Consider the following 26,190-nt stretch of genomic DNA (forward strand, 5'->3'; position numbering starts at 1 on the left):
GGAATCCGTACACCTGCAAGGAGAAGAATATGAGTAACGTAAAAGTTGTTGATGTCATCATTCGCAAAACGGCGGAGAAAACGAAATTAACCGGCGAAGGAAATCTGTCGGTATCCATTTCATCGCCGAGCGTGATTGAAATCCAGGGTTCTGCGCAGGATGTGGTGCGTTATGTCCGCCAGGGGAAAGACCTCCTGATTTATATGAAAGATGGCAGCGTGATCCGCTGCAATAACTATTTTGTCGAAGATCCAGAAACGCATAATCAGTCAGAGCTTGTGTTCAACGATAATCAGGAACTGACTCATATTTCTTTTGCCGATGCCGGGGAAGCGTCAGGCATGGCCGCGACGGAATTAACCGCGCAGGCCGCACCCATTAGCAGCATTGAGCCTTTCCTGGAGCAGGAAAGCGTATTAAGCGATGCACCGTGGGGCTGGATTGCGGGCGCGGCGTTAGGCGGCGGTGCCATTGGGGCGCTGCTGGCTCACGGCGGTGACGGCGAAACAAAAACGAAAGTGATTGATAATACCAAAGAGGTTGAGAGCGCCACGCCGACCTTTTTGCTGACGGATAACGCGGGTGACAAGCAGGGCGTGCTGAGTGCAAAAGAGATCACGGACGACAACACCCCAACCTTCAGCGGTACCGGGCAGCCGGGCGCGACCATTCAGATTAAAGACAGCGGCGGCAGCACCATCGCCAGCGCCATGGTCGCGAAGGACGGCACCTGGACGGTAAAACTCCCGACACAGACCGACGGGGAGCACACCTGGTCGGTCGTACAGATCGACGGCAGCAAAACCACCTCTGCGGGCAGCATCACCGTAACCGTCTCAACGGCCGAGGCCGCCGTGACGCTCGCCACCACGGCGGGCGATAACGTGATCAACGCCAGCGAACAGTCCGCGGGCTTCACGCTTTCCGGGGCCAGCAAAAACCTGGCGCAGGGAACGTCGCTGACCGTCACGCTGAACGGAAAAACCTATACCGCAGAAGTCGGGGCAAACGGCGCGTGGAGCGTGAAGGTGCCTGCCGCAGACGCGCAGGCGCTGGGCGACGGCACCTGGACGGTCAATGTGAGCGGCAAAGACGCGGCGGGTAATATCGTGAGCGGCAGTCAGACGATTGGCGTCGATACCGTTGCGCCTGCGCTCTCCGTGAACGCAATCGCGCAGGACAATATCATTAACGCCGCTGAACATAATCAGCCGCTGACGATCAGCGGTAAAACCGATGCGGAAGCGGGCCAGATTGTGACGGTCACGCTGAACGGTAAAAATCACACGGCGACCGTGGGCAGTGACGGCACCTGGTCCGTCACGCTTCCTGCCGGTGAAGTACAGGCGATGGCTAACGGCGGGCACACCCTCACGGTCAACGTCAGCGACAAAGCGGGTAACGGTTCTTCCACCACCGCCGATTTCACGGTGGATACCGCCGCTCCCGTTGTGACGATCAACACCGTCGCGGGTGACGACATTCTGAACACCAGCGAGCAGGGCCAGGCGCAGATCGTTTCCGGGAAGGCGAGCGGCGCGGCGGCAGGCGACGTGGTGACCGTGACCGTTGGCGGACAGACCTTCACCGGTGTGGTGCTTGCCGACGGCAGCTGGAGCGTCGGCGTGCCTGCCTCCGTCATCGGCGCGCTCGGTGAGGGCAGCCACACGATTTCTGTCTCCGTCACTGATGCCGCGGGCAACACCGGCAGCGCGACGCACGGCGTGACGCTGAGCGGCAATCCGCCGGAATTCACGATTGACGCCATCAGCCAGAATAACGTTCTGAACGCGCAGGAGGCCATGCAGCCCCTGAGCCTGAGCGGCACCAGCAACCTGCCGAACGGCAGCGCCATCACCGTCACGTTAAACAACGTTAACTATCAGGCCACGGTTGAAAACGGTATCTGGACGGTTCAGGTGCCGGTTTCTGACGTGCTGAATCTGGCGAACACCCTTTATACCGTGAGCGTCAGCGGCACCGACAGCGCGGGTAACAGCGGCTCTGCCGAGGCGAATCTGCTGGTGGACACCGTGCTGCCGCAGGTCATTATCAATACGTTTGCGGACGACAACCTGGTCAATAACGCCGAAGCGGGCGTCGATCAAACCCTCAGCGGTCGCGTTACCGGCGCGGCGGCAGGCGATACCGTCTCTGTCACCGTCGGTGGCAAGAGCTACACCGCAACGGTTGGCAGCGATCTGACCTGGAGCGTGAAAATCCCGTCAGCGGATCTTCAGGCGTTCGGCGACGGCGATTTGACCTTCAGTGCCTCCGTTACCAACGCGCACGGCAATACCGGCACTGGCGAGCGTGATATCAATATCAACGCAGAGCTGCCGGGCCTGCGCGTGAACACCATTTCCGGCGATGACGTGATCAACGCCATTGAACAGCAGCAGGATCTGAGCGTTACCGGCTCCAGTACCCATCTGGCCGCGGGGACGCAGATTGTCGTCACCATTAACAACGTTGAGTACGTCACCGCGGTTAACGCCAGCGGCAACTGGCAGATCGGCGTTCCGGCGGCGGACCTGCAGGCCTGGACGGCAGGCGGCATGACGGTTAGCGTCAGCGCGGTAGATGCCTGGGGCAATACCGTTGCGGCTGAACACCCGATTGAACTCGATCTGAACGCCGTGGCGGTCACCATTGATACCGTCTCCGGCGACGACCTGCTGAACGCGGCGGAAAAAGGCGCGGACTTAACTCTTTCCGGCCAGACGCAGGGTGTGGAAGCAGGGCAGACCGTGGTGGTGAAATTCGCCGACCAGACCTTTACCGCGCAGGTGCAGCAGGACGGTTCCTGGAGCCTGAGCGTTCCGGCCAGCGCCATGGAAACCCTGATCGACGGACGCGCGCAGGTGAGTGTCAGCGTCACTAACGTTAGCGGCAACAGCGCGGACGCCGCGCGCGTGGTCACGGTGGATACGCAGCCACCGGCCATTACGCTCGATAACCTGACCGACGACAACATCATCAATGCGGCTGAAGCGCAGCAGGATTTAGCCTTAAGTGGTACCAGCACTGCGGAAGCGGGCCAGACGGTCACCGTGACGCTGAACGGCAAAACGTATCAGACCACGGTTCAGGCGGACGGTACGTGGCAGCTGAGCGTGCCTGCGGCTGACGTGGGTGCCCTGACGGATGGCATCGTTACCGTGACCGCAACCGTGAGCGACGTGGCGGGCAACAGCAGCAGCGCCGATCGCGTGGGACTGGTAGACGCTACCGTGCCGCAGGTGACCATTAACGACTTTGTCACCGACACCAACACCGTTAACCAGCTCGCCCATTCACAGGCGCAGATCCTGAGCGGCTCCGTCACCGGTGCGGCAGCGGGCGATCGGGTGACCGTCACCATTAACAGCGTCGATTACACCACGGTGGTGGATGCGGCGGGGAACTGGAGCCTTGGCCTGCCCGCGTCTGTCGTGCAGGGGCTGACGGACGGCACCTGGACCATCGACGTCTCCGTGACCGACCGATCCGGCAATACCGGAAGCAGTTCACTGGATGTGGTGGTGAATACCGTGACGCCTGTTATCACCATCAGCACGCTGGCGGCGGACGACGTGATTAACGCGACCGAGAAGGGCGAAGATCTGCTGCTCTCCGGCACCAGCAATCAGCCGGAAGGAACACGCGTCACCGTTAACCTGAATGGCATCAATTACACCGCCACTACTGACGCCAGCGGTAACTGGAGCGTGACCGTACCGGTCTCGGCCGTTAGCGCGCTGGGAGAAGCCCATTACACCGTGACGGCGAGCGTCACGGATAACGTCGGCAACAGCGCCTCAACCTCACACGATGTGCTGGTAGACACCTCGCTGCCGGTGGTGACGATCGACACCCTGGCGGGCGACAATATCGTTAACGCAGCGGAAGTGGCGGCAGGGCAAACCCTGACCGGTAAGGTGACGAACGCGGCGTCAGGTGACACTGTCACTATTATCCTTGGCGGCCAGACCTACACCGCTACCGTGCAGGACGATCTGACCTGGAGCCTGCCGTTAAGCGAGAGCCAGTTAACCGCGCTCGGCAACGGCGACCTCACCGTATCCGCCAGCGTGACCAACGCGCACGGCAATACGGGCTCCTCTTCTCTCGACTTCAACATCGACGCCCAGCTCCCGGGACTGCGGATTGATACCGTCGCAGGTGACGACGTGATAAACGTGATTGAACACGTGCAGAACCTGATTGTGTCTGGTACCAGCAGCGATCTGGCGGCGGGCAGCACCGTGACCGTGACCATCAACGGCAAAGCCTATTCGGCGACGGTACTGGCGGACGGCACCTGGCAGGCGGCGGTACCGGCGGCCGATGTGTCCCAGTGGGCGGACGGTTCGCTGGATATCAAGGCAAGCGCGCAGGATGCCTCCGGCAACCCGGTGGCCATCGGGACCATCGTGGACGTCGATCTCGCGCCTGTCGCCATCACCATCAGCAGCGTGACCGACGATAACGTGCTCAACGCGGCGGAAAAAGGCCAGGACCTGGTGCTTTCCGGCACCACGTCCAACGTTGAAGCGGGTCAGACCGTGACCATTACCTTCGCGGGTAAAACCTATACCACGACGGTGGATACCAACGGCGACTGGACCTGGACCGTACCGTCAGCTGATTTGAGCGGCCTGAAAGACGGCGACGCCAGCGTGCAGGTCAGCGTCACCAACGTGAACGGCAACGCGGCGTCTTCGGCGCAGGAATTCAGCGTCGATACCACCGCGCCGACGGTGACCATCAACACCATCAGCCATGACAATATGCTCAACGCGGCAGAGGCGGCGCAGGGTCTGACCCTGAGCGGCACCTCTACTGCCGAAGCAGGCCAGACGGTCACCGTGACCTTCAACGGCAATCAGTACACCGCGCAGGTGCAGGCGGACGGCAGCTGGACGCTCGACGTTCCGGCGGCGGATATGGCAGGCATCACCGACGGCAGCGCAGCGGTCACGGCGACCGTGTCCGATAAGGCAGGCAACCCGGCCAGCGCGGGCTCCTCGGTGCTGGTCGACACCACCGTACCGCAGATTTCATTCAACATCGTTGCGGGCGACGACGTCGTGAATATTGCCGAGCACGGCCAGGCGCTGATCGTCTCCGGCAAGGTGACGGGCGCGCAGGCGGGCGACGTGATTACCCTGAGCCTGAACGGCAAAGACTACACCGCCATGCTGGATGCGTCTGGGAACTGGAGCGTGGGCGTTCCGGCGACGGACGTGGGCGCGCTGGTTAACGGCGAGCAGACGATCTCTGCGACCCTCACCGATAAAGCCGGCAACAGCACCACCGCCACGCACGAGTTTGACGTCTCGCTGACCGCGCCGACGATCGCCATCAATACCCTGGCGGTTGACGACGTAATCAACGCGACCGAGAAAGGCCAGGATCTGCTGGTGTCCGGCACCAGCAACCAGCCGGACGGAACCACCATTACGGTGACCCTGAACGGTATCAGCTATACGGCCACCACCGACGCCAGCGGCAGCTGGAGCGTCACCGTTCCGGCGGCAAACGTCTCTGCGCTGGGCGAAGCGAGCTATGTGGTGACGGCGAGCGTAACCGACACCGCAGGCAACAGCGCGAGCACTGGCCACAGCGTGCTGGTCGACAGCGCGCTGCCGCAGGTCACCATCAACCCTGTCGCCACGGATGATGTCATTAACGCCGCGGAAGTGGCTGCCGGGCAGACCCTGAGCGGCAAAGTGAGCGGCGCGGCGAGTGGTGACACTGTCACTGTTTCAGTCGGCGGCAATACCTATACCGCGACGGTTCAGGACGATCTGAGCTGGTCGGTCAACGTGCCGTCCACGGTGTTAACCGCCATCGGTAACGGCGAACTGACGGTGTCAGCCAGCGTCACCAACGGCCACGGCAACATCGGAACCGGCGAGCGCGAAATCGTTATTGACGCCAACCTGCCGGGCCTGCGCGTCGATACCGTGGCGGGCGACGATGTGATCAACAGCATTGAGCATGCGCAAAACCTGATTATTACCGGCTCCAGCGACGGGCTGGCGAGCGGCTCTGCGCTGACGGTCACCGTTAACGGCAAAACCTACGCCGCAACCGTGCTGGCGGACGGCACCTGGACGGCGGCCATTCCGGCGGCAGACGTCAGCGCGCTGAATGCGGGCACGGTCACCGTGACCGTGGACGGCCAGAGCGCGGCGGGCAATCCGGTTTCCATCAGCCACGACGTGAAGGTGGATCTGGCGACCGTTGCTATCAGTATTAACCCGGTTGCCTCGGACGACGTAATCAACGCGGCTGAGAAAGGCGCGGACCTGGTGCTGTCCGGCTCGACCACCAATGTGGAAGAAAACCAGACCGTTACCATCACTTTCGGCGGCAAGTCGTACACCGCGACGGTCGATGCCAGCGGCAACTGGACGGCGACCGTACCGTCTGCCGATTTGGGCAGCCTGAAGGACGGCGATGCCAGCGTGCAGGTGAGCGTCACCAACGTGAACGGCAACAGCGCGTCGGCAGGCCGCGAGTACAGCGTGGACGCCACCGCGCCGACGGTATCTATTGAAATTGTCAGCGACAACAACATCATCAATGCGGCCGAAGCGCAGCAGGATCTGGTCGTTAACGGCGTGACCAACGCCGAAGCGGGCCAGACCGTCACCGTAACGCTGAACGGCGTGGATTACACCACCACCGTACAGGCGAACGGCAGCTGGAGCGTGACCGTGCCGTCCGCGGATCTGAGCGGTATTACCGACGGCAACTACACCATCAGCGCCGCCGTGTCTGATAAGGCGGGCAACCCGGCCTCTGCGGATCGTGACGTGCTGGTCGATACCACCGTCCCGCAGCTGACCATTAACATCGTTTCCGACGACGACGTGATCAACAGCGTCGAGCATGCGCAGGCTCTGATTGTTACGGGCGCCGTAACCGGCGCGGCGGCGGGCGACGTGGTCACCGTAACCCTCAACGGCAAATCCTACACCGCCACCCTGGATGCCTCCGGCAACTGGAGCGTGGGCGTGCCTGCGGCGGACGTCACCGCGCTGGCCGCCGGGGATTACACCATTACTGCGGCGCTGACCGATAAAGCGGGCAACAGCAACAGCGCCACGCACGGCGTGGAGGTGAACCTGACCGCGCCGGTGCTGACCATTGACACCGTTTCCGGTGACGATGTGATCAACAACACCGAGAAAACCCAGGATCTGACGATCTCCGGTACGGCTTCCGGCCTGGCGACAGGCGCGGTGGTGACCGTGATGCTGAACGGCAAAGCGTACAGCGCGATGGTCGACAGCAACGGGAAATGGACCACCACCGTTCCGGCGGATCAGGTCGGCGCGTTGGGTGAAGCGTTGTACACCGTTACCGCATCGGCAACGGACAGCGTCGGCAACAGCACCAGCACGTCGCACACCGTGAACGTGGAATCCGTTCTGCCGGGCGTGATTATCAACACCATTGCAGGTGACGACATCATTAACGCGGCGGAGCTGGCAGCCGGGCAGACCATCAGCGGTAAGGTGGTGAATGCCGAAGCGGGCAACACCGTGACCGTGACCATTGGCGGTAACAACTACACCGCAACGGTGCAGAGCGATCTCACCTGGTCCGTGAACGTGCCGGAATCCGTTCTGACCGCGCTGGGCAACGGCGATTTAACCGTGTCAGCCAGCGTCACTAACGGCGTGGGCAATAGCGGCACGGGCGAGCGCGAAATTGTTATAGACGCCAACCTGCCGGGCCTGCGCGTGGATACCGTGGCGGGTGACGACGTGATCAACAGCATCGAACACGGGCAGAACCTGATTATCACCGGCTCCAGCGACGGGCTGGCGGCGGGCGCGGCGCTGACCGTGACCGTAAACGGCAAAACCTATCCGGCGACCGTGCTGGCAGACGGTACCTGGAGCGCCGCGATCCCGGCGGCGGACGTCGGTGCGCTGGCCGCAGGCACGGTTACCGTGACCGTTGCGGGCCAGAGCAGCGCCGGTAACCCGGTTTCCATCAGCCACGATGTGACGGTGGATCTGGCGAGCGTTGCCATCAGCATCGACGCCGTTGCCAGCGATGACGTGATTAACGCCGCCGAGAAGAGCGCGGATCTGGTGCTCTCCGGCACCACTTCGAACGTGGAAGAAAATCAGACCGTCACCATCACCTTCGGCGGCAAGAATTACACCGCCACGGTCGATGCCGACGGTAAATGGACCGCTACGGTGCCAGCGGCCGATCTGGCGGGCTTGAAGGACGGCGACGCCAGCGTGCAGGTGAGCGTCACCAACGTGAACGGCAACAGCGCCTCGGCGGGCCGCGAGTACAGCGTGGATGCGACCGCACCGTCCGTAACCATCAATACCCTGGCGACCGACGATATTCTGAATGCCGCCGAAGCGAAGAGCGATCTGGCCGTGTCCGGTACCAGCACCGCCGAAGCGGGCCAGACGGTGACCGTATCGCTGAACGGCAAAGACTACACCACAACCGTCAGCGCAGACGGCAGCTGGACGCTGAACGTTCCGGCGGCGGATCTGGCTGGATTAACCGACGGCAGCGTGACCGTCACCGCATCGGTTAGCGATAAAGCGGGTAATCCGGCGTCCGTGGACCACAACCTGGCGGTAGATATCACCGCGCCTGCGGTGACCATCAACACCGTGGCGGGCGACGATGTCATTAACATCGCAGAACACGGCCAGGCGCACATCATCAGCGGTACCGCCACCGGCGCGGCAGCGGGCGATAAGGTCACCATTACCATCGGCGGCCAGACTTACACCACCGTGCTGGACGCGGCGGGCAACTGGAGCGTGGGGGTACCGGCAAGCGTGATTTCCGGCCTCAGCGACGGCACCGTGACCGTCACGGCGTCAGTCACCGACGCGGCGGGCAATACCGGCACCGGCAGCCATGACGTGACCGTCGACACCGGCCTGCCATCGGTCAACTTCAACGCCATCAGCGATGACAACGTCCTGAACGCGGTTGAAAAAGGTCAGGATCTGAACGTCAGCGGCACCAGCGCCAACCTCGCGGAAGGAACCGTGGTGACCGTAACCCTGAACGGCAAAAACTACGCGGCCACGACCGCGGCAGACGGTACCTGGAGCCTGACGGTTCCGGCAGCGGATCTGGCCGGTCTCGGTCAGGCCAATTACACCCTGAATGCGACCGCCACCAACGGCGTGGGCAACAGCGTGAGCAACACCGCGAACCTGCTGGTGGATACCGCGCTGCCAACCGTCACCATCAACACCGTGGCGGGCGACAACGTCATCAACGCGGCGGAAGTGGCGGCAGGCCAGACCCTGAGCGGCACCGTGGCGAATGCCGAAGCGGGCAATACCGTCACCGTCACCATTGGTGGCAACAGCTACACCGCAACGGTGCAGAACGATCTGACCTGGTCCGTGAACGTGCCGTCTGACGTGCTGACCGCGCTGGGCAACGGCAGCCTGAGCGTGACGGCGACCGTCACCAACGGCCACGGCAACACCGGTACCGGCGAGCGCGATATCGCTATCGACGCTAACCTGCCGGGCCTGCGCGTGGATACCGTGGCGGGCGACAATGTTGTCAACAGCATCGAGCACAATCAGAATCTGATCGTCACCGGCTCCAGCGACGGGCTGGCGCCGGGCACGACGCTGACCGTCACCGTCAACAGTAAAGACTATGCGGCGACGGTGCTGGCGGACGGCACCTGGAGCGCGGCGATCCCGTCCACCGACGTGAGCGCGTGGCCGGAAGGCACCGTCAAAATCAGCGTTACCGGTGACAGTTCAGCGGGTAACCCGATTACCATCAGCCACGATGTGACGGTGGATCTGGCGACCGTTGCTATCAGCATCAACGCCATCGCAGCCGACGACGTGATTAACGCGGCGGAGAAGGGCGCGGATCTGGTGCTGTCCGGTGCGACCACCAACGTGGAAGCCGGGCAGACCGTGACCCTGAGCCTGAACGGCAAAATCTATACCGCGACAGTAGACGACAGCGGCAACTGGACCTATACCGTGCCGTCAGCGGATCTGGCTGGCCTCAAGGACGGCGACGCCAGCGTGCAGGTGAGCGTCACCAACGTGAACGGCAACAGCGCCTCGGCGGGCCGCGAGTACAGCGTGGATGCGACCGCGCCGTCCATAACCATCAACACCCTGGCGACCGACGACATTCTTAACGCCACTGAAGCGCAGTCCGATCTGACTGTGTCCGGTACCACCACTGCCGAAGCAGGCCAGACGGTGACCGTAACGCTGAACGGTAAAGACTACACGACAACCGCAGGCGCGGACGGCAGCTGGACGCTGAGCGTTCCGGCGGCGGATCTGGCGGCACTCGGCGACGGCAGCGTGACCGTGACGGCGAGCGTAAGCGACAAGGCGGGCAACCCGGCATCGGCCGATCACAACCTGACGGTGGACGTGACCGTTCCTGCGGTAACCATCAACACCGTAGCGGGCGATGACGTGATTAACATCACTGAGCACGCTCAGGCGCACATCATCAGCGGCAATGCTACCGGCGCGGCAGCGGGCGATAAGGTCACCGTCACCATCGGCGGTCAGACTTACACCACCGTGCTGGACGCGGCGGGTAACTGGAGCGTGGGCGTACCGGCCAGCGTCATCTCCGGCCTCAGCGACGGCACCGTAACCGTCACTGCGTCAGTCACCGACGCGGCGGGCAATACCGGTACCGGCAGCCATAACGTGACCGTCGATACCGGTCTGCCATCGGTAGCCTTCAACGCCATTAGCGGCGATAACGTGCTGAACGCGGTGGAGAAAGGTCAGGATCTGAGCGTCAGCGGCACCAGCGCCAACCTGGCGGAAGGCACCGTGGTGACCGTGACCCTCAACGGTAAAAACTACGCGGCCACGACGGCGGCGGACGGTACCTGGAGCCTGACCGTTCCGGCAGCGGATCTGGCGGGTCTGGGCGAAGCGAACTATACCCTGAGCGCTGCCGCGACCAACGGCGTGGGCAACAGCGTGAATAACACCGCGAACCTGCTGGTGGATACCGCGCTGCCGACCGTCACCATCAATACCGTGGCGGGCGATAACGTCATCAACGCGGCGGAAGTGGCCGCGGGCCAGACCATCAGTGGCAACGTGGCGAATGCGGAAGCGGGCAATACCGTCACCGTCACCATTGGTGGTAACACCTACACCGCAACGGTGCAGAGCGATCTCACCTGGTCCGTTAGCGTGCCGGAAACGGTCCTCACCGCGCTGGGCAACGGCGATTTGACCGTGTCGGCGACCGTCACCAACGGTCACGGCAACACCGGCGCGGGCGAGCGCGAAATCGTTATAGACGCCAGCCTGCCGGGTCTGCGCATTGATATCGTGGCGGGCGACGATGTGATCAACAGCATCGAACATACTCAAAACCTGATTATCACCGGCTCCAGCGACGGGCTGGCGGCAGGCACCACGCTCACCGTGACCGTTAATGGCAAAACCTATGCGGCCTCCGTGCTGGCAGACGGCACGTGGAGCGCGGCGATCCCGGCGGCAGACGTCGGGGCCCTGGCTGCGGGTACGGTCACCGTGACCGTTGCAGGCCAGAGCGCGGCGGGCAACCCGGTGACCATCAGCCACGATGTCACCGTCGATCTGTCTGCCGTTGCCGTCAGCATCGATGCGATTGCTACCGACGACGTGATTAACGCGGCGGAGAAAGGCGCGGATCTGGTGCTGTCCGGCAGCACCTCGAACGTGGAGGAAAACCAGACCGTTACCATCACCTTTGGCGGCAAGACGTACACCTCGAAAGTGGACGCTGACGGTAACTGGACGGCTACCGTACCGTCTGCAGACCTTGCGGGTCTGAAGGACGGCGATGCCAGCGTGCAGGTGAGCGTCACCAACGCGCACGGCAACAGCGCCTCGGCGGGCCGCGAATACAGCGTGGATGCGACCGCGCCAGGCGTGAGCATTGATACGGTCGCTGGCGATAACGTGATTAACGGCAGCGAAGCCGCTGCGGGCGTGGCCATTTCCGGTACCACCACGGCGGAAGTCGGGCAGACCGTCACCGTGACGCTGGGCGGTAAGAGCTATACCGCGCAGGTGCAGCAGGGCGGCCTCTGGAGCGTGAACGTACCGGGTACCGACCTGTCTGCACTGGCGGATAACGGCTACACCGTGCAGGTCAGCGTGAGCGACGCCGCGGGTAACCCGGGCAGCGCGGGCAAAGCGATTACGCTTGATACCACGCCGCCGACCGTCAGCTTTAATGCTGTCGCGGGCGATAACGTCATTAACAGTGTGGAGCACGGGCAGGCACAGATCGTTAGCGGCACCGCAACCGGCGCGAGCGTCGGCGATAAGCTGGTCATCACCATCGGTTCGAACCAGTACACCACTACCGTTGACGCAAGCGGTAACTGGAGCGTGGGCGTTCCGGCCAGCGTGATTTCCGCGCTGAACGACGGCACCGTGATCCTCAGCGCGACCATTACCGACAGCGCGGGCAACAGCAGCACCCAGACCCACGATGTGGTGGTGAACACCGCCTCCGTGGCGCTGACGGTGAACACCGTTAGCGGTGACGATGTCATCAACGCCGCTGAAGCCGGTTCGTCCCTGGTGATTAACGGCTCCAGCGCCCAGTTCGCCAGCGGCACGCAGGTTACCGTGACGCTGAACGGCAAGAGCTACACGGCCACCATTCAAAGCGACGGCTCATGGACCACAACCGTTCCTGCCGCTGATGTGGGCGCGCTGGCCGACGGCGCGAGCTATCAGGTGGCCGTTTCGTCGCAGGACAGCGCGGGCAACAGCGCCTCGGCAACGCATACCATCAGCGTGGATACCACTGCGCCGATCGTGAGCATTGCGACGCTGTCCGGCGACGACGTGCTTAACGCGGCGGAAGCGCAGCAGCCGCTCACCGTACACGGCTCTTCCAGCGCGGAAGCGGGCCAGACGGTGACCGTGACGCTGGGCGGCAAAACCTACACGGCCACCGTGGCAAACGACGGTACCTGGACGCTGGACGTTCCGGCCGCCGATCTTGCCAGCCTGAGCGAAGGCGCGCTGACGGTCACTGCGTCGGTGAACGACAAGGCGGGTAATAACGGTCAAACCACGCATACCTTAACGGTCGATACCGTCGCGCCAACCGTGACCATCAGCACCGTGGCCGATGACGATATCGTCAACAACGCGGAGCAGCTGGCGGGCCAGACCATCAGCGGCACCACCACGGCGGAACAGGGCCAGACGGTGACCGTCTCCTTCAACGGGCACAGCTATCAGGCGACCGTTGGAGCCGACGGTTCGTGGTCGGTCTTCGTGCCGGGCCGTGATTTCCTCGGCCTGAGCGACGGGCAGTACGCGATTACCGCCACGGTGAACGACAAGGCGGGCAACCCGGGGAGCGCAACGCACGACGTGACGCTGAACGGCGATGTCCCAACCATCACCATTAACACCTTTGCACAGGACGATATCGTCAACGCCGCCGAGCACGGCACGCCGCTGGCTGTCAGCGGCACCACCGACGCCCCGGCGGGCCAGACGGTGACCATTACGCTGAACGGTAAAACCTATACGGCGACCGTGCAGAATGACGGCACCTGGAGCTATACGGTCGGCAGCGCAGACGTGACCGCGCTGGCGGACGGCGGTTCGTACGTGATTAACGCGCAGGTCAGCAATACCATCGGCAACAGCGGCAGTGATAACCACACCGTGACCGTCGATCTGACCGCGCCGTCGATGGGAATTACGATTGATTCGCTGCAAAGCGACACCGGCCTGAGCGCGAGTGATTTCATCACCAACGACGGCCACATTGTGGTCAACGGCTCCCTGACCGCGCAGCTCGGCAATAACGAGAAGGCGCAGATCAGCCTCGACGGCGGCACCACCTGGATTGACCTGACCGTGACTGGCACCACCTGGCGCTACACCGATGGCCGCACCCTGACGGACGGGACCTACCAGTACCAGGTGCGCGTGATCGATAACGCGGGCAATGTGGGGGCGACGGACAGCCAGGATGTGGTGATTGACCTGACCATGCCTGCAGCAACGACGATTACGGTTGATTCTATCACCCAGGATACTGGCCTGTCCGGCAGTGACTTTATCACCAGCGACAACCAGATCAGCCTGAAAGGGACGCTCGGCGCGGCGCTCGGCAGCGGCGACCACGCGCAGATCAGCCTCGACGGTGGCGTGACCTGGATCGATGTCAGCGTCAGCGGCCTGAGCTGGACGTATGTTGATGGCCGCACGCTGGCCGACGGGGATTACAACTACCAGCTGCGCGTGATTGACGACGCGGGCAATATCAGCGCCACCGCCAGCCAGGTGGTGACCATTGATACGGTTGCACCTGACGCCAGCAAAACGATCGCCATCGACAGCATCAGTGACGATACCGGCCTGAGCAGCAGCGACTTTATCACCAACGATACCTCGCTGACGCTGCACGGCTCGCTCGGCGCAACGCTGGCCGACGGGGAATACGCGCAGATCAGCATCGACGGCGGCGTGACCTGGCAGAACGTCATCGTCACCGGCAACAGCTGGTACTACGTGGACGGCCGCACGCTGGGTAACCAGACCTATGACTACTACGTTCGCGTGGTGGATGCCGCCGGTAACGTAGGCGCCAGCGCCCATCAGCAGGTGACCGTCGATACGGTCGCCCCGGATGCGGCGATTACGGTGACCGTGGATAACATCACCGTGGATACCGGCTTCGACAATAACGACTTCCTGACCAGTTCGACCTCGTACACGCTGCACGGAACGCTCGGCGCAGAACTCGGCGCGGGTGAATTCGTACAGGTGAGCATGGACGGCGGCAGCACCTGGGTTTACGCCACCGTAAGCGGTACGCAGTGGAGCTACAGCGACACGCGTACCCTGACCGACGGCAGCCATAACTATCAGGTGCGGGTCGTTGACCAGGCGGGGAACGTCGGGGCCACCACCGCGCAGGCGGTGACGGTGGATACCCAGTCGCCGCAGTACGGCGTCACCATCGACAGCATCAGCGACGATACCGGCCAGTCCGGCAGTGATTTCATCACCATGGACACCACGCTGACCATCAACGGTTCGCTGGGCAGCGCGCTGGCAAGCGATGAGCGCGTACAGATCAGCCTGGACGGCGGAAATACCTGGCTCGATACCACGGTCACCAACCAGCGCTGGAGCTACACCGATACCCGCGATCTGCCTGACGGAGACTACACCTACCAGGTACGGATTATCGACCAGGCAGGCAACGTCGGCTCCACCGCCTCTCAGGTGGTGACGGTGGACACCACGCCGCCAACCACCGTAGGCACGGTAGTGAGCTATACCGACGGTGAAGGCGAGCGTCAGGGGACCTTTGGCAGTGCGGTGGCAACGGACGATAACTCGCCGCTGATCAACGGCACGCTTAACCGCGCACCGGACGACGGTGAAATTGTGCAGCTCTATCGTGACGGGGTCCTGCTCGGACAGGTGACCATGAACGGCAGCGCGAGCTGGTCCTTCCAGGACAATGGCCTGAGCGACGGCAACCACACTTACATCCTGCGCGTCACCGACAAAGCCGGTAACTACACGGAATCCGACGGCTTTGTGCTGAACGTTGATACCAGCATCCCGACCACCACGGCGGCGATTACCGCGCAGACCACGTCGGACACCACGCCGATTGTCAGCGGTACCGTCTCCGCTGACCTGGTGAACGGTGAATACCTGGTGGTGACGGTGAACGGAAAAACCTACACGTCCCAGACCGGCGGCGCGGTGGTGGTCGATCCGGATCACAACACCTGGTATCTGCAGATCCCGGACGGTGATGCGCTGAGCGTGTCGAGCTACAGCGTGACGGCGCAGGTGAAGAGCAGTGCGGGTAACGGCAATACCACCGGTACGGCGACAGGTAGCCTGGTGATAGATACCACCTCGGTGAATACCGATTGGGCAACCACGGCAGGGAACAGCAACAACTCCACCATGACCCTCGGCATGAACAGTAGCGGTCTGTGGAATATCATTGCTAACGGCCAGTCTTACTCCAGCAGCGATAGCTCGACCTATGCCGGAAATACGCTGACCAACACCCGCGGCTACTACGTGGTGAGCCAGACCGCCGCTGACTTCGACCGTAACGGCACGCAGGATATCTTCGCGACGGAAAATACCTACGCTGGCTCTACGCAGGTGATGTGGACCTATGATGGCAGCACCTATAACGCCAGCCAGCTGGCGATGGGGACCACCATCTGGTACGGCGGCGTCATTGCCTACGATAAAACCGGGGATGGCTATCTGGATCTGGCGTACGGCGATGCCGGCATGGACTCACTGACCTATCTGGTGAACAACAACGGCGTTCTGTCGCCGGACGGCACCGGTGGCGAAGGCGGTTTCTACGGTCAGTTCGATTCCGGGCGCGAAATCTCCGGCGTCGATCTGAACAACGACGGCACGGTAGACATTGTCCAGCACACCAACCGTAGCGGCGCGTACTCGTTAACCGTGATCAACAACAACGGCAACGGCACGCTCTCTATCGGTCAGAACCTGACGAACGTGTTTGTGGCCAATGCCTCGAATACCACCACGGCGGCATCCATGACGTGGGCGGACTTCAACGGCGATGGCTACATGGATCTATACCTGGGCAGCAGCTACAACAACAACGGCGGGGTGATCTACTACAACGACGGTACCGGAAAGCTCTCTGCCACCAAGAACGCGGTGGAAGCCTCTAACGCCACGGCAGGGTATCTGTCGGTGGCGGTGGACTGGAACGGTGACGGGCAGATGGACATCATCAAGCTCAGCACCTACGGCGGCTCGCAGACGGCGACCCTGTTCACCAACAACGGTTACGGCTCTACCTGGACCTCAAGCCAGCTGGCTTCGGGCCTGGCGAACGTCACCGGCGTGGCGGCGGTGGACTACAACTGGGACGGCGCGCAGGATCTGCTGGTATCGCAGCAGAACGGCAAGGTGGTGCTGGTGCAAAACAGCAAAACCATTGCTGACGGCACCGCGATGCACCTGCACATTGTCGACAGCGAGGGCATCAACGCCTACTACGGCAACACGGTCAATCTGTACAACGCCGCGGGCGTACTGGTGGCGTCGCAGATCATCAACGCCCAGTCCGGTATTGGCTCGAACGATACCTCTGCGCTGGTGAGCTTCTACGGGCTGGATCCGAATGAAACCTATTCGGCTGAGATCCTGAAGATTACCAACGGCGTGTCGGATAACGTCACCTGGAGCGGTCTGGAGGCGGGCAACGGTAAAGAGGGTTACGTCCTGACGGCCGAAGCAGCCACCGGCGGCCACAGCGGGACTATCACCGGGACCGGGTATAACGACACCTTTATCGCAGAGGACGGCACCTATACCTATAACGGCTCCGGCGGCTGGGATACCCATTCCGACTACGACACCTGGAGCAACACCGGCGGGATGGACGTGGTGGATTACCGCAATGCGACCTCCGGCGTGACCGTTGACCTGCGCCTCTCTACCGCGCAGGACACCGGGTTCGGGACGTCACGACTGCTCAACATTGAGGGAATTAACGGCTCGAACTTCGACGACGTCATTACCGGCAACAGCGGTGATAACCAGTTCGAAGGCCGCGGCGGGAACGACACCTTCAACATCGGCAGCGGCGGTCACGATACGTTGCTCTACAAGCTGATCAACGCGACGGATGCGACGGGCGGTAACGGTCACGACGTGGTGAACGGCTTTACGGTCGGCACCTGGGAAGGGACGGCGGACACGGATCGTATCGACCTGCGCGATCTGCTCTCCGGCAGCGGCTATACCGGCACGGGCTCGGCGAGCTACGTGAACGGCGTGGCCACGCTGGACAGCAGCGCGGGCAATATCAGCGACTACATCCGCGTAGTGCAGAACGGCAGCAACACCGAGATCCAGGTGGACCTGGACGGGACGGGCGGCCAGTTCTCGCCAACCGCCCTGGTGACACTGAACGGCGTGCAGACGGATCTGGCGACGCTGCTGGCGAACCATCAGCTGTTAATTGCGTAAAACAACGCCGCGGGGAGCGATCCTCGCGGCTTTTTGCGTTTCTTTACATGAATAGCCATAACCCTATATTTCACAAGATTATTTTGCGGGCTCGTTTAGGAAGTGTTCGATTCTTAATCATTCCGTGAAGGTATCATTTCAGTGCGAAATTATCGCCCTGAACAGGACGTAGCATTATGAAGACACATCCACAGTACGAACCCTGGCTGCAGGGCATGCTCATCATCGCGAAGCACTATCGGCTGGACTTTTCGGCGGAGCACGTTCGGGTCACGATTAACCATGAAAGTCAGTCTCCGCGCCAGCTGGTGCTGGAGGAGATGGCGCGCCAGCTTGGGCTGGGGATGCGTGTGGTGGCGGCTGAAGCGGTATCCCTCGACCCGTGGCGTTTGCCGCTGCTGGCGGAGTTCACCGGTGGACAAATCGCGGTCATTAACCGCATGGACAGCGAAGGCAACGTCAGCCTGCAGTTCAGCGGCGACGCGGGGCTGGAGACGACGCTGACGCGTGACGAACTCGGGGCGCGGTTAAAGGGGCTGATGGTGTTGCGCCCGCTCGAATCCACGCCGGATGCTCGCGTGGACGACTACATCAAACCCTATGAGAAAAACTGGTTCTGGCAATTGGCGCTGAAAGACTGGCGACGCTACAGCGACATCATGCTGGTGGCGCTGGTGGCCAACGTGCTGGCGCTTTCCGGCATGGTCTTCTCCATGCAGGTCTACGACAGGGTGGTTCCGTCGCAGTCGGAAGCCACGCTGTGGGTGCTGTTTGGCGGCGTGATGATTGCCATTCTGTTCGAATTCATCATGCGTATGCTGCGCGTGCATATTTCTGACGTGGTGGGGAAACGCGCCGACCTGCGTATCTCTGAACGCGTGTTTGCCCACGCGCTGCGGATTAAAAACGGCGCGCGATCCAAATCAACCGGATCGTTTATCGCGCAGATCCGCGAGCTGGAGTCGGTGCGCGAGCTCATCACCTCGACCACCATTGCGGCCATCTCCGATCTGCCGTTCTTCCTGCTGTTCGTTTTCATTCTGTGGATGATTGGCGGCCCGCTGGTGCTGGTGGTCCTGCTCGCCGTGCCGCTGCTGCTCATTCCCGGCCTGCTGGTTCAGCGCCCGCTGGGGAAACTCTCCAGCGAAGGGATGCGTGAATCCGCCATTCGTAACGCCACGCTGGTGGAAGCGGTGCAGGGCCTTGAAGACATCAAGCTGATGCGCGCCGAACAGCGTTTCCAGAACCAGTGGAATAACACCAACGACGTCGCCGCCAGCGTCGGCATGAAGCAGCGCTGGCTGACGGGCCTGCTGCTCACGTGGACGCAGGAGGTACAGTCAATCGTCTATGCGGTGGTACTGCTGGTCGGCTGTTACCTGGTCATCAGCGGCGACATGACCACCGGTGCGCTGGTAGGGACCTCGATTCTGGCGTCGCGCACTATCGCGCCGCTGTCGCAGATCTCAGGCGTGCTCTCGCGCTGGCAGTCGGCAAAGGTGGCGCGCAAGGGGCTGGACGACCTGATGCAGCGCCCGATTGACGATCCGCAGCACGGCAAGAAGGTGCACAAAGCCCACCTGCGCGGCGACTATAGCCTTGAGGACGTCGGGTTTTATTACGACGAGGAAGAGAAACTCACCGTGCTCAATATCAGCAAGCTGCAGATCCGCGCCGGGGAGCGCGTGGCGGTGCTTGGGCGTAATGGCTCCGGTAAAAGCACGCTGTTACAGCTTCTGGCGGGCATGCAGGAGCCGCAGCAGGGCAGTATCCTGCTCGACGATATTGCCCTCAATCATCTGGACCCGGCCGACGTGCGTCGCGACATGCAGCTGCTTAGCCAGCAGGCCCGGCTGTTCTTTGGCTCCGTGCGGGACAACATTCTGATGGGCAACCCGCTCGCCACCGACGATGAGATTCATCAGGCGCTGGTCAACAGCGGCGCGCTGGAGTTTGTGCGTAAGCAGAAAATGGGGCTGAACACCATCATCAACGAGGGCGGAACGGGCCTCTCCGGCGGACAGCGTCAGGCGCTATTGCTGGCGCGCGCGCTGATCGTCTCACCCAATATCCTGCTGCTGGACGAACCGACCGCCTGGCTGGACGAAATGAGCGAGAAGCAGTTTATACAGCATCTCCACAAATGGCTGGGTAAACGCCGGACGCTGGTGGTAGCGACGCATCGGCTGCCGATTCTGGATTTGGTCGACCGCATCATCGTGCTGGAAAACGGCAAGGTGGTGATGGACGGCCCGCGCGATGCGATCCTGCACCAGCACGGTATGGCACCGCAGAAAGCCGTACAGCGTACCGTCACCATGAAAACGGAGGGCGTGGCATGAATGATTTCTCTCGCTTTAACAGCCGTCTGAAAGAGCCGCGCCTGCCGCGCGCGTCACTGGTAGCATGGTCGCTGTTCGCCCTGCTGGCGGTCTTTATCGGCTGGGCGAGCCTGTTCAAGCTGGATGAGGTGACGACCGGCAGCGGTAAGGTGATCCCATCCTCCCACGAGCAGGTGATCCAGTCCCTGGAAGGGGGGATTATCCACAGCCTGATGGTGCGCGAGGGCGATATTGTTGAACGCGGCCAGCAGCTCGCGCAGCTTGACCGGACAAAAACCGAGTCCAGCGTGCTGGAGAGCGAGTCTCGCCTGAATGCGGCGCTGGCAACGGCAGCGCGCCTGAAGGCAGAGGTGAACGACACGGAACTTGCGTTCCCGGAAGAGCTGGATGACGACGTTGAGCTGGTTAAACAGGAAACGGCGCTCTACCAGTCCCGTCGTGAGAGCCTCGAAAAAGGGCTGGCCGGTTTACGTCAGGGGGCCGAACTGGTGCAGCGCGAGCTGTCCTTAACCCGTCCGCTGGTGACCCAGGGGGCGGCCAGCAAGGTTGAGGTGTTACGTCTTGAGCGTCAAAAAAATGAGCTTGAGAATAAAATCACCGAGATGAAAAACCAGTATTACGTTCGCGCCCGCGAAGAGCTGGCGAAAGCCAACGCGGAGATTGAAGCCCAGCGTTCGGTGATGAAAGGGCGTGAGGACTCCCTGACCCGGCTGACCTTCAATGCCCCGGTTCGCGGGATCGTGAAGGATATTGACGTCACCACCGTGGGAGGCGTTATCCCGCCGAACGGCAAGCTGATGAGCCTGGTCCCGCTGGACGATCAGATGGTGGTTGAAGCGAAAATCTCGCCGCGCGACGTCGCCTTTATTCATCCCGGCCAGAAAGCGCTGGTGAAAATTACGGCCTATGACTATTCCATTTACGGCGGACTGGAAGGGGAAGTGACCATGATTTCCCCGGACACCCTGCAGGATGAGGTAAAAAGGGATGTTTACTACTATCGCGTCTATATTCGTACCGACAGCAACCATCTGACCAATAAGCAAGGTCAGGAATTTCCGGTCTTTCCAGGCATGATTGCCACCGTTGATATTAAAACCGGCAGCAAAACCATTCTGGATTATCTGTTGAAGCCGCTGAACAAGGCAAAAGAGGCGCTGCGCGAAAGATAAGATAGTGGCGTTCGGGATCCCGAACGCCATCTGAATTATATCGTTGACGTCACGTTGTTGAGGTGGCGTCGTTCTTTCGGAACCACGTTGATGTAATGCGTGACATACGCGAAATACAAACCGGCATAGTTTTCCACCAGTTCGATAAAGGCTGGGTAAATCGACATCCTTCCATTACCCCTATCTTTAAGATAGCCCGCCTCTTGCGCCGTTTTGATAATTCGGTTGACGTGAATGCGTGAAACAAAAAATTCCTTAGCGAGCGTGCTGGCAGAATAATCAATAATTGCACCGTGTGCTGATTTGTTTTTTACCGCCTGCAGATAAAGATATAGCATAATCATTCGGCCTCCGTCTTTATCGATAAATAACCCCACTTCCGGTAAAACCTTCCTGAACGTTAATCCCCGAAAGAGGTATTCCGCCGCGCGGCGGAAAAAGTTATTCCTTAAAATATCATTGTCCAGCAAATTGACGTCAATATTAAACGCAGGGTACAGAATGCTGACGGGTATAAATGCGCCGGACATATAGCGTTTAAGTTCATTCAATCCTTTTTCGGTTGGGGCAATTCTTGTTTTTCGCCTGTCTTCCGTACAGCGCCAGGTCCTGATGCGCCCGGTGGTTCGAAGTATCGTAATGATCGCAATGACGCTGTTGGGGCTGGCTATTTTATAGCGTGAACATAACTCTTTAATCTCTGAAACGGATTCGGCCTGATTTCCAAAAATAAAACAACACATGGAAAGAATAATGTTAAACCGTGATTCCTGCAGCATTGTCTTGTAGAACAAAGGTTGTTTTTTGTAGATGGTATCATTAATTGTGTAGTGCTCTAATATTGCCTCACCGAATCGCGGGTTGTTCTTTATAACATCCCTTCGATGTAGCAAGGCCCTGGATGAGATGTGATTATCCATAGCGTTTTTCTCGTGTTTAATGAACCGATAGATGAAGTGTTAAGCCTTCTTTTTCGGAATATTCATTATACCTGAGAAAATGTTGTTTGCGGTCGTTATTTGAAAAGAAAGATATATTTGCAGTCATGATGATGGGTGGGTGATTAACGCAAAGATGTTCCGGTCAATGGCGTCGATAACGATATCTTAACCACTCGGGGTGCTGTAAAATCATTATTCAAGCCAGGTGTGTTCAGTTTTTTGCATTTATAAAAAATGAGATTGGCGCTTTCGTGCCAAGGAGCAGGTTATGACTCAAAAAACGTCTCTCAGAAATGCTGCTTGTGATGAGCAAAAATTTGTCATCTCAACCTGCTGTTTCACATTTCAGGGATATTGTCTGCTGCTCAAACAGTATGGGATAAACGCCTCACTTATACACTTTGAGGAAGATGAGGTGTGCCAACGAGATCTTGAAGATGTCGTTAAAAATCAGCATGCTAGCATTTCAGTATTTCTTGGGAAGGGCGTTGTGGAACTTCTTGCCAGCCTGAAGCGGCTGGCATCAGTGCTGAACGCGCTGCCCGTTATTCGACGCGTAACCCTGTATGGTGACATCCCCGATGGTTGGCTCTATTATACGCTGAGAAGTCTTTTAAATAATAGCCAGCAATTGTCATTGGTTCGCATATCCAGCGTTGCTGATTTGGCATCCAGCCTCAATATTCTCGGCGAAAATCTTAAGGAACGATCGCGCTTATTACGCAGTCAATATATGGCATCCGCCAACCAAGCGAAAATAAAAGGTTTAACAAAAAGAGAGATTGATGTTTTATTACGTTTCTACCGAGGGATGTCCGTGAAAGAGCAGTGCGAAAGGGCGGGGTTGTCTAATAAAACTATTTATACTCACCGTAAAGAAGGGATGAATAAATTACATGTGATTAGACAATGGCTAAACGATCCGCACAATTTCAGAGTGGAAAACCGTGACGTCCTGCCCAATAAAAATGAAGGATTCACCGATAAAGAAGTCGATATCTATAACGCACTGTTGAAAAGAGAAATATTTCCAGCGTATCAGATCATTACCGATCGTGATAAAAAAGGGGTAGGCTTTGAGATACTTATTCGCTGGAATAAAAACGGTAAAATTGTTAAGCCCGCCAGCTTCCTTAATGATATCTCACATCATGAAATATGGTTAAAAATTACGGCGCTGGTCATCCATGCTGCCGTATGTGGAATTAATAAATATAATGGGAAGTTTTATTTTTCCGTGAATATTCCACCTCGTCTGGCCTCCGGGAATGCCTTGCCGGATATGGCCAGGAAGGCCACCGGCATGCTGCTCAAACCGCAGTGGGCGGAAAAGCTAGTGTTTGAATTTGCGGAAAGCATTGATGTGATGAAGGACAGCAGGATCCCTGAAACCATGCGTCTCCTGCGGAACACGGGGTGTAGATTATTTTTGGACGACTGCTTCTCCAACCATCACACCCTGTTCCCCGTCAGGCAGGTGCATTTTGACGGGCTGAAGCTAGACCGGGATATCGTCGAACATTTTGTGGCAAATGATAATGACTACCATCTTATTAAAGCGATACAAATTTATAGCGACATGACCGGAACGGATTGCATCGCAGAGGGCGTTGACAGTGAAGAGAAGTTTGAAAAATTAGTTGAGCTGGGGGTGAAAAGCTTCCAGGGCTATTATCTGTCACGGGCTGTGAAAGAGGAAGAATTAGACAGGATGGTAAGAATGTTTAGCTAGAAAATAAAGCCCCGGAGGGCCTTTATTATTTTCTCCCCAGCAGCAGGCCGAGAACAATACCCACAGCACCGGCGGCAATGAGCCCGGTCAGGGGATTATTCTTAACCGCCTCCGTTACGTCAGAAACGGCATCACTGGCCTGCGCGGCATATTTTCTCGCCGCACCTTTGACCTGATGCTTTGGTGAATCTACGAATTCACCAAACTGCTGCTGCGCTGAACCTGCCAGTTCATCAAGCTTATTTTTGGCTTTGTCTTCAGCGAACTGGGTGTTTTTATCGGCATTGATATCAGACATGTTTACCTCCTTTAGTGAGTAATTAAAGGATAGCCGCTCTTTGCCGATGTGAGAGACAAAAGGTTTATTTCGGCCCCTGGCAGGGCTGTTTTCGGATATATCTCTGTGCGTGTGACTCGCACAGAGAGACGCTGTTATTCGGCAAAACTCAGCAGCGCTTCGCCATCAAGACGATAGCGAACCCATTCAGACTGCGGCAGCGCGCCTATGCTCAGGTAAAAATCAATGGCGGGCTGGTTCCAGTCCAGCACGCTCCATTCAAGGCGGCCGCACTGCCGTTTTACCGCGAGCTGCGCGATATGTTTCAGCAGCGCTCTTCCCGCGCCTTTTCCACGATAATCCGGGGAAACGTACAGGTCTTCCATGTAAATACCGTTGCGTCCTAGCCAGGTAGAATAGCTGGTGAAGAACACGGCATAGCCGGCGATCTTACCTTCATATTCCGCGATCAACGCTTCGGTTTGACTGCCGGTGCCAAAGAGCGTTTCCCGGATCTCCTCTGGCGTGGTCACGACTTCTTCCGGCGCTTTTTCATACACCGCGAGCTCGTAGATCATGGCGTAAATTGCCGTCGCATCTTCGGGACGGGCCTGACGAATGGCTATGCTCATTGTTTTTCCTGTTTTTTTAGCCTGTATTTCGATTGATGGCGTTAAGCATACGGAGTATTGTCCGAAGAATTAAGTGCAATGAAATCAACAAATGATGAATATTATGCATCCGGCACTGAGACGCCTTGATTTAAACCTGCTGCCCGTTTTCGACGCGATTTACCGACACCGTTCCGTTCGGCGGGCCGCCGATGAGCTGGCGATGAGCACATCGGCGCTGAGCCATGCGCTGTCGCGTTTGCGCATTACCCTTAATGACCCGCTTTTTTTTCGGGAAGGGCATCGCATGTCCCCCAGCGTGTATGCCACTCAGCTTGCGCCTTCAATTGCTTCCGCATTGTCGTTCCTGAATCATGAGCTGACCCCGCAGCCGGAGTTTGACCCGGCCAGCAGTACCGAAAGCTTACAAATTGGGATTACGGACTTTACCGCGCTGTGCATTTTCCCCGTGCTGATGCACAAACTGCAGCTTGCTGCCCCGGGTTTGCGTTTCGAATTACGCTATCTGCCGCACAGCCCGGCGCTGACGGAACTGCTGGCAGGTGAAGTGGATCTCGCGCTGGGGTTCAGCACTCAGGATGATACCCGGCACCCTGAACTGGAAGAGATCGACTGGTTTGAAGATGAGTATGTGGTCATCAGCAATGCGCGCCGGACGCGTCTGACGCTGGAGGATTATCTTGCAGCCCGACACCTGGTGGTGACGCCATGGAATGAGAAGCAAGGCGTTCTGGACGTGCGGCTCGAACAACTGGGCTATACCCGGCAAATCGCGATCAAAACGCCGTCGATGCTCAGCGCGCCCTTTATCGTCGCGGAAAGTGATCTGCTGATGGCGATCCCCCGTTTTGCCGCTGAGAAGCTGGCTGCGGCAGCTGACCTGAGGATTTTTCCTTTACCGTTTTCGATACGTACGTTTGAAGTGAAAATTTACTCGCATAAACGCAGCGGCCAGCGAGGCGCGACCCGATGGCTTAAGGAAGAGTTGCAAATGCTGGCGCAGACTGGCAGGGGACCATAGGCCGGATAAGCGCAGTGCCATCCGGCACAATTGGGGTA

Annotated in this window: 8 protein-coding genes; 5 read left to right on the forward strand and 3 right to left on the reverse strand. The window is 59.4% G+C overall.

Going from position 1 to position 26,190, the window contains the following annotated elements; all coding sequences use genetic code 11:
- Positions 1 to 29 precede the first annotated feature (29 nt).
- The 3 genes from KW829_RS00075 to KW829_RS00085 all read left to right on the forward strand — a co-directional run bounded on the left by KW829_RS00075 (position 30) and on the right by KW829_RS00085 (position 21,549).
- On the forward strand, positions 30 to 18,035 hold the full coding sequence (locus tag KW829_RS00075; RefSeq protein ID WP_218307332.1) for an Ig-like domain-containing protein: 18,006 nt from the start codon (positions 30 to 32) through the stop codon (positions 18,033 to 18,035).
- Positions 18,036 to 18,211: 176 nt separating this feature from the next.
- Complete coding sequence (locus KW829_RS00080; protein WP_108417514.1) at positions 18,212 to 20,377, forward strand: type I secretion system permease/ATPase; 2,166 nt, start codon at positions 18,212 to 18,214, stop codon at positions 20,375 to 20,377.
- Positions 20,374 to 21,549, forward strand: a complete 1,176-nt coding sequence (locus KW829_RS00085; RefSeq protein ID WP_218307333.1) for an HlyD family type I secretion periplasmic adaptor subunit — start codon at positions 20,374 to 20,376, stop codon at positions 21,547 to 21,549. Before KW829_RS00080 ends, KW829_RS00085 begins: the two co-directional genes overlap by 4 nt.
- Positions 21,550 to 21,584: 35 nt before the next feature.
- Here the strand turns inward: KW829_RS00085 and KW829_RS00090 are convergent, their stop codons facing one another.
- Complete coding sequence (locus tag KW829_RS00090) at positions 21,585 to 22,469, reverse strand: MarR family transcriptional regulator (RefSeq protein WP_218307334.1); 885 nt, start codon at positions 22,467 to 22,469, stop codon at positions 21,585 to 21,587.
- A gap of 289 nt (positions 22,470 to 22,758) precedes the next feature.
- Between KW829_RS00090 and KW829_RS00095 the strand changes: the two genes are divergently transcribed.
- A complete protein-coding gene (locus KW829_RS00095) occupies positions 22,759 to 24,222 on the forward strand; it encodes an EAL domain-containing protein (RefSeq protein WP_218307335.1) in 1,464 nt (487 codons plus the stop codon).
- A 25-nt stretch (positions 24,223 to 24,247) separates the two neighbouring features.
- Here the strand turns inward: KW829_RS00095 and KW829_RS00100 are convergent, their stop codons facing one another.
- On the reverse strand, positions 24,248 to 24,520 hold the full coding sequence (locus tag KW829_RS00100; protein WP_010430933.1) for a YqjD family protein: 273 nt from the start codon (positions 24,518 to 24,520) through the stop codon (positions 24,248 to 24,250).
- A 134-nt stretch (positions 24,521 to 24,654) separates the two neighbouring features.
- Entirely contained in the window at positions 24,655 to 25,131 is a 477-nt protein-coding gene (locus tag KW829_RS00105) for a GNAT family N-acetyltransferase (protein ID WP_218307336.1), read from the reverse strand.
- A gap of 91 nt (positions 25,132 to 25,222) precedes the next feature.
- Between KW829_RS00105 and KW829_RS00110 the strand changes: the two genes are divergently transcribed.
- Positions 25,223 to 26,152 carry a LysR family transcriptional regulator gene (locus KW829_RS00110; protein ID WP_218307337.1) on the forward strand — a complete coding sequence of 310 codons (930 nt, stop codon included), beginning with the start codon at positions 25,223 to 25,225 and terminating at the stop codon, positions 26,150 to 26,152.
- Positions 26,153 to 26,190 lie beyond the last annotated feature (38 nt).

The sequence above is a fragment of the Enterobacter sp. ENT02 genome (assembly GCF_019219165.1).
Classification (GTDB): domain Bacteria; phylum Pseudomonadota; class Gammaproteobacteria; order Enterobacterales; family Enterobacteriaceae; genus Enterobacter; species Enterobacter mori.

Coding starts and splice junctions, on each gene's coding strand:
- KW829_RS00095 (WP_218307335.1), top strand. CDS start 22,759: ATGACTCAAAAAACGTCTCTCAGAAATGCTGCTTGTGATGAGCAAAAA.
- KW829_RS00075 (WP_218307332.1), top strand. CDS start 30: ATGAGTAACGTAAAAGTTGTTGATGTCATCATTCGCAAAACGGCGGAG.
- KW829_RS00100 (WP_010430933.1), bottom strand. CDS start 24,520: ATGTCTGATATCAATGCCGATAAAAACACCCAGTTCGCTGAAGACAAA.
- KW829_RS00080 (WP_108417514.1), top strand. CDS start 18,212: ATGAAGACACATCCACAGTACGAACCCTGGCTGCAGGGCATGCTCATC.
- KW829_RS00110 (WP_218307337.1), top strand. CDS start 25,223: ATGATGAATATTATGCATCCGGCACTGAGACGCCTTGATTTAAACCTG.
- KW829_RS00090 (WP_218307334.1), bottom strand. CDS start 22,469: ATGGATAATCACATCTCATCCAGGGCCTTGCTACATCGAAGGGATGTT.
- KW829_RS00105 (WP_218307336.1), bottom strand. CDS start 25,131: ATGAGCATAGCCATTCGTCAGGCCCGTCCCGAAGATGCGACGGCAATT.
- KW829_RS00085 (WP_218307333.1), top strand. CDS start 20,374: ATGAATGATTTCTCTCGCTTTAACAGCCGTCTGAAAGAGCCGCGCCTG.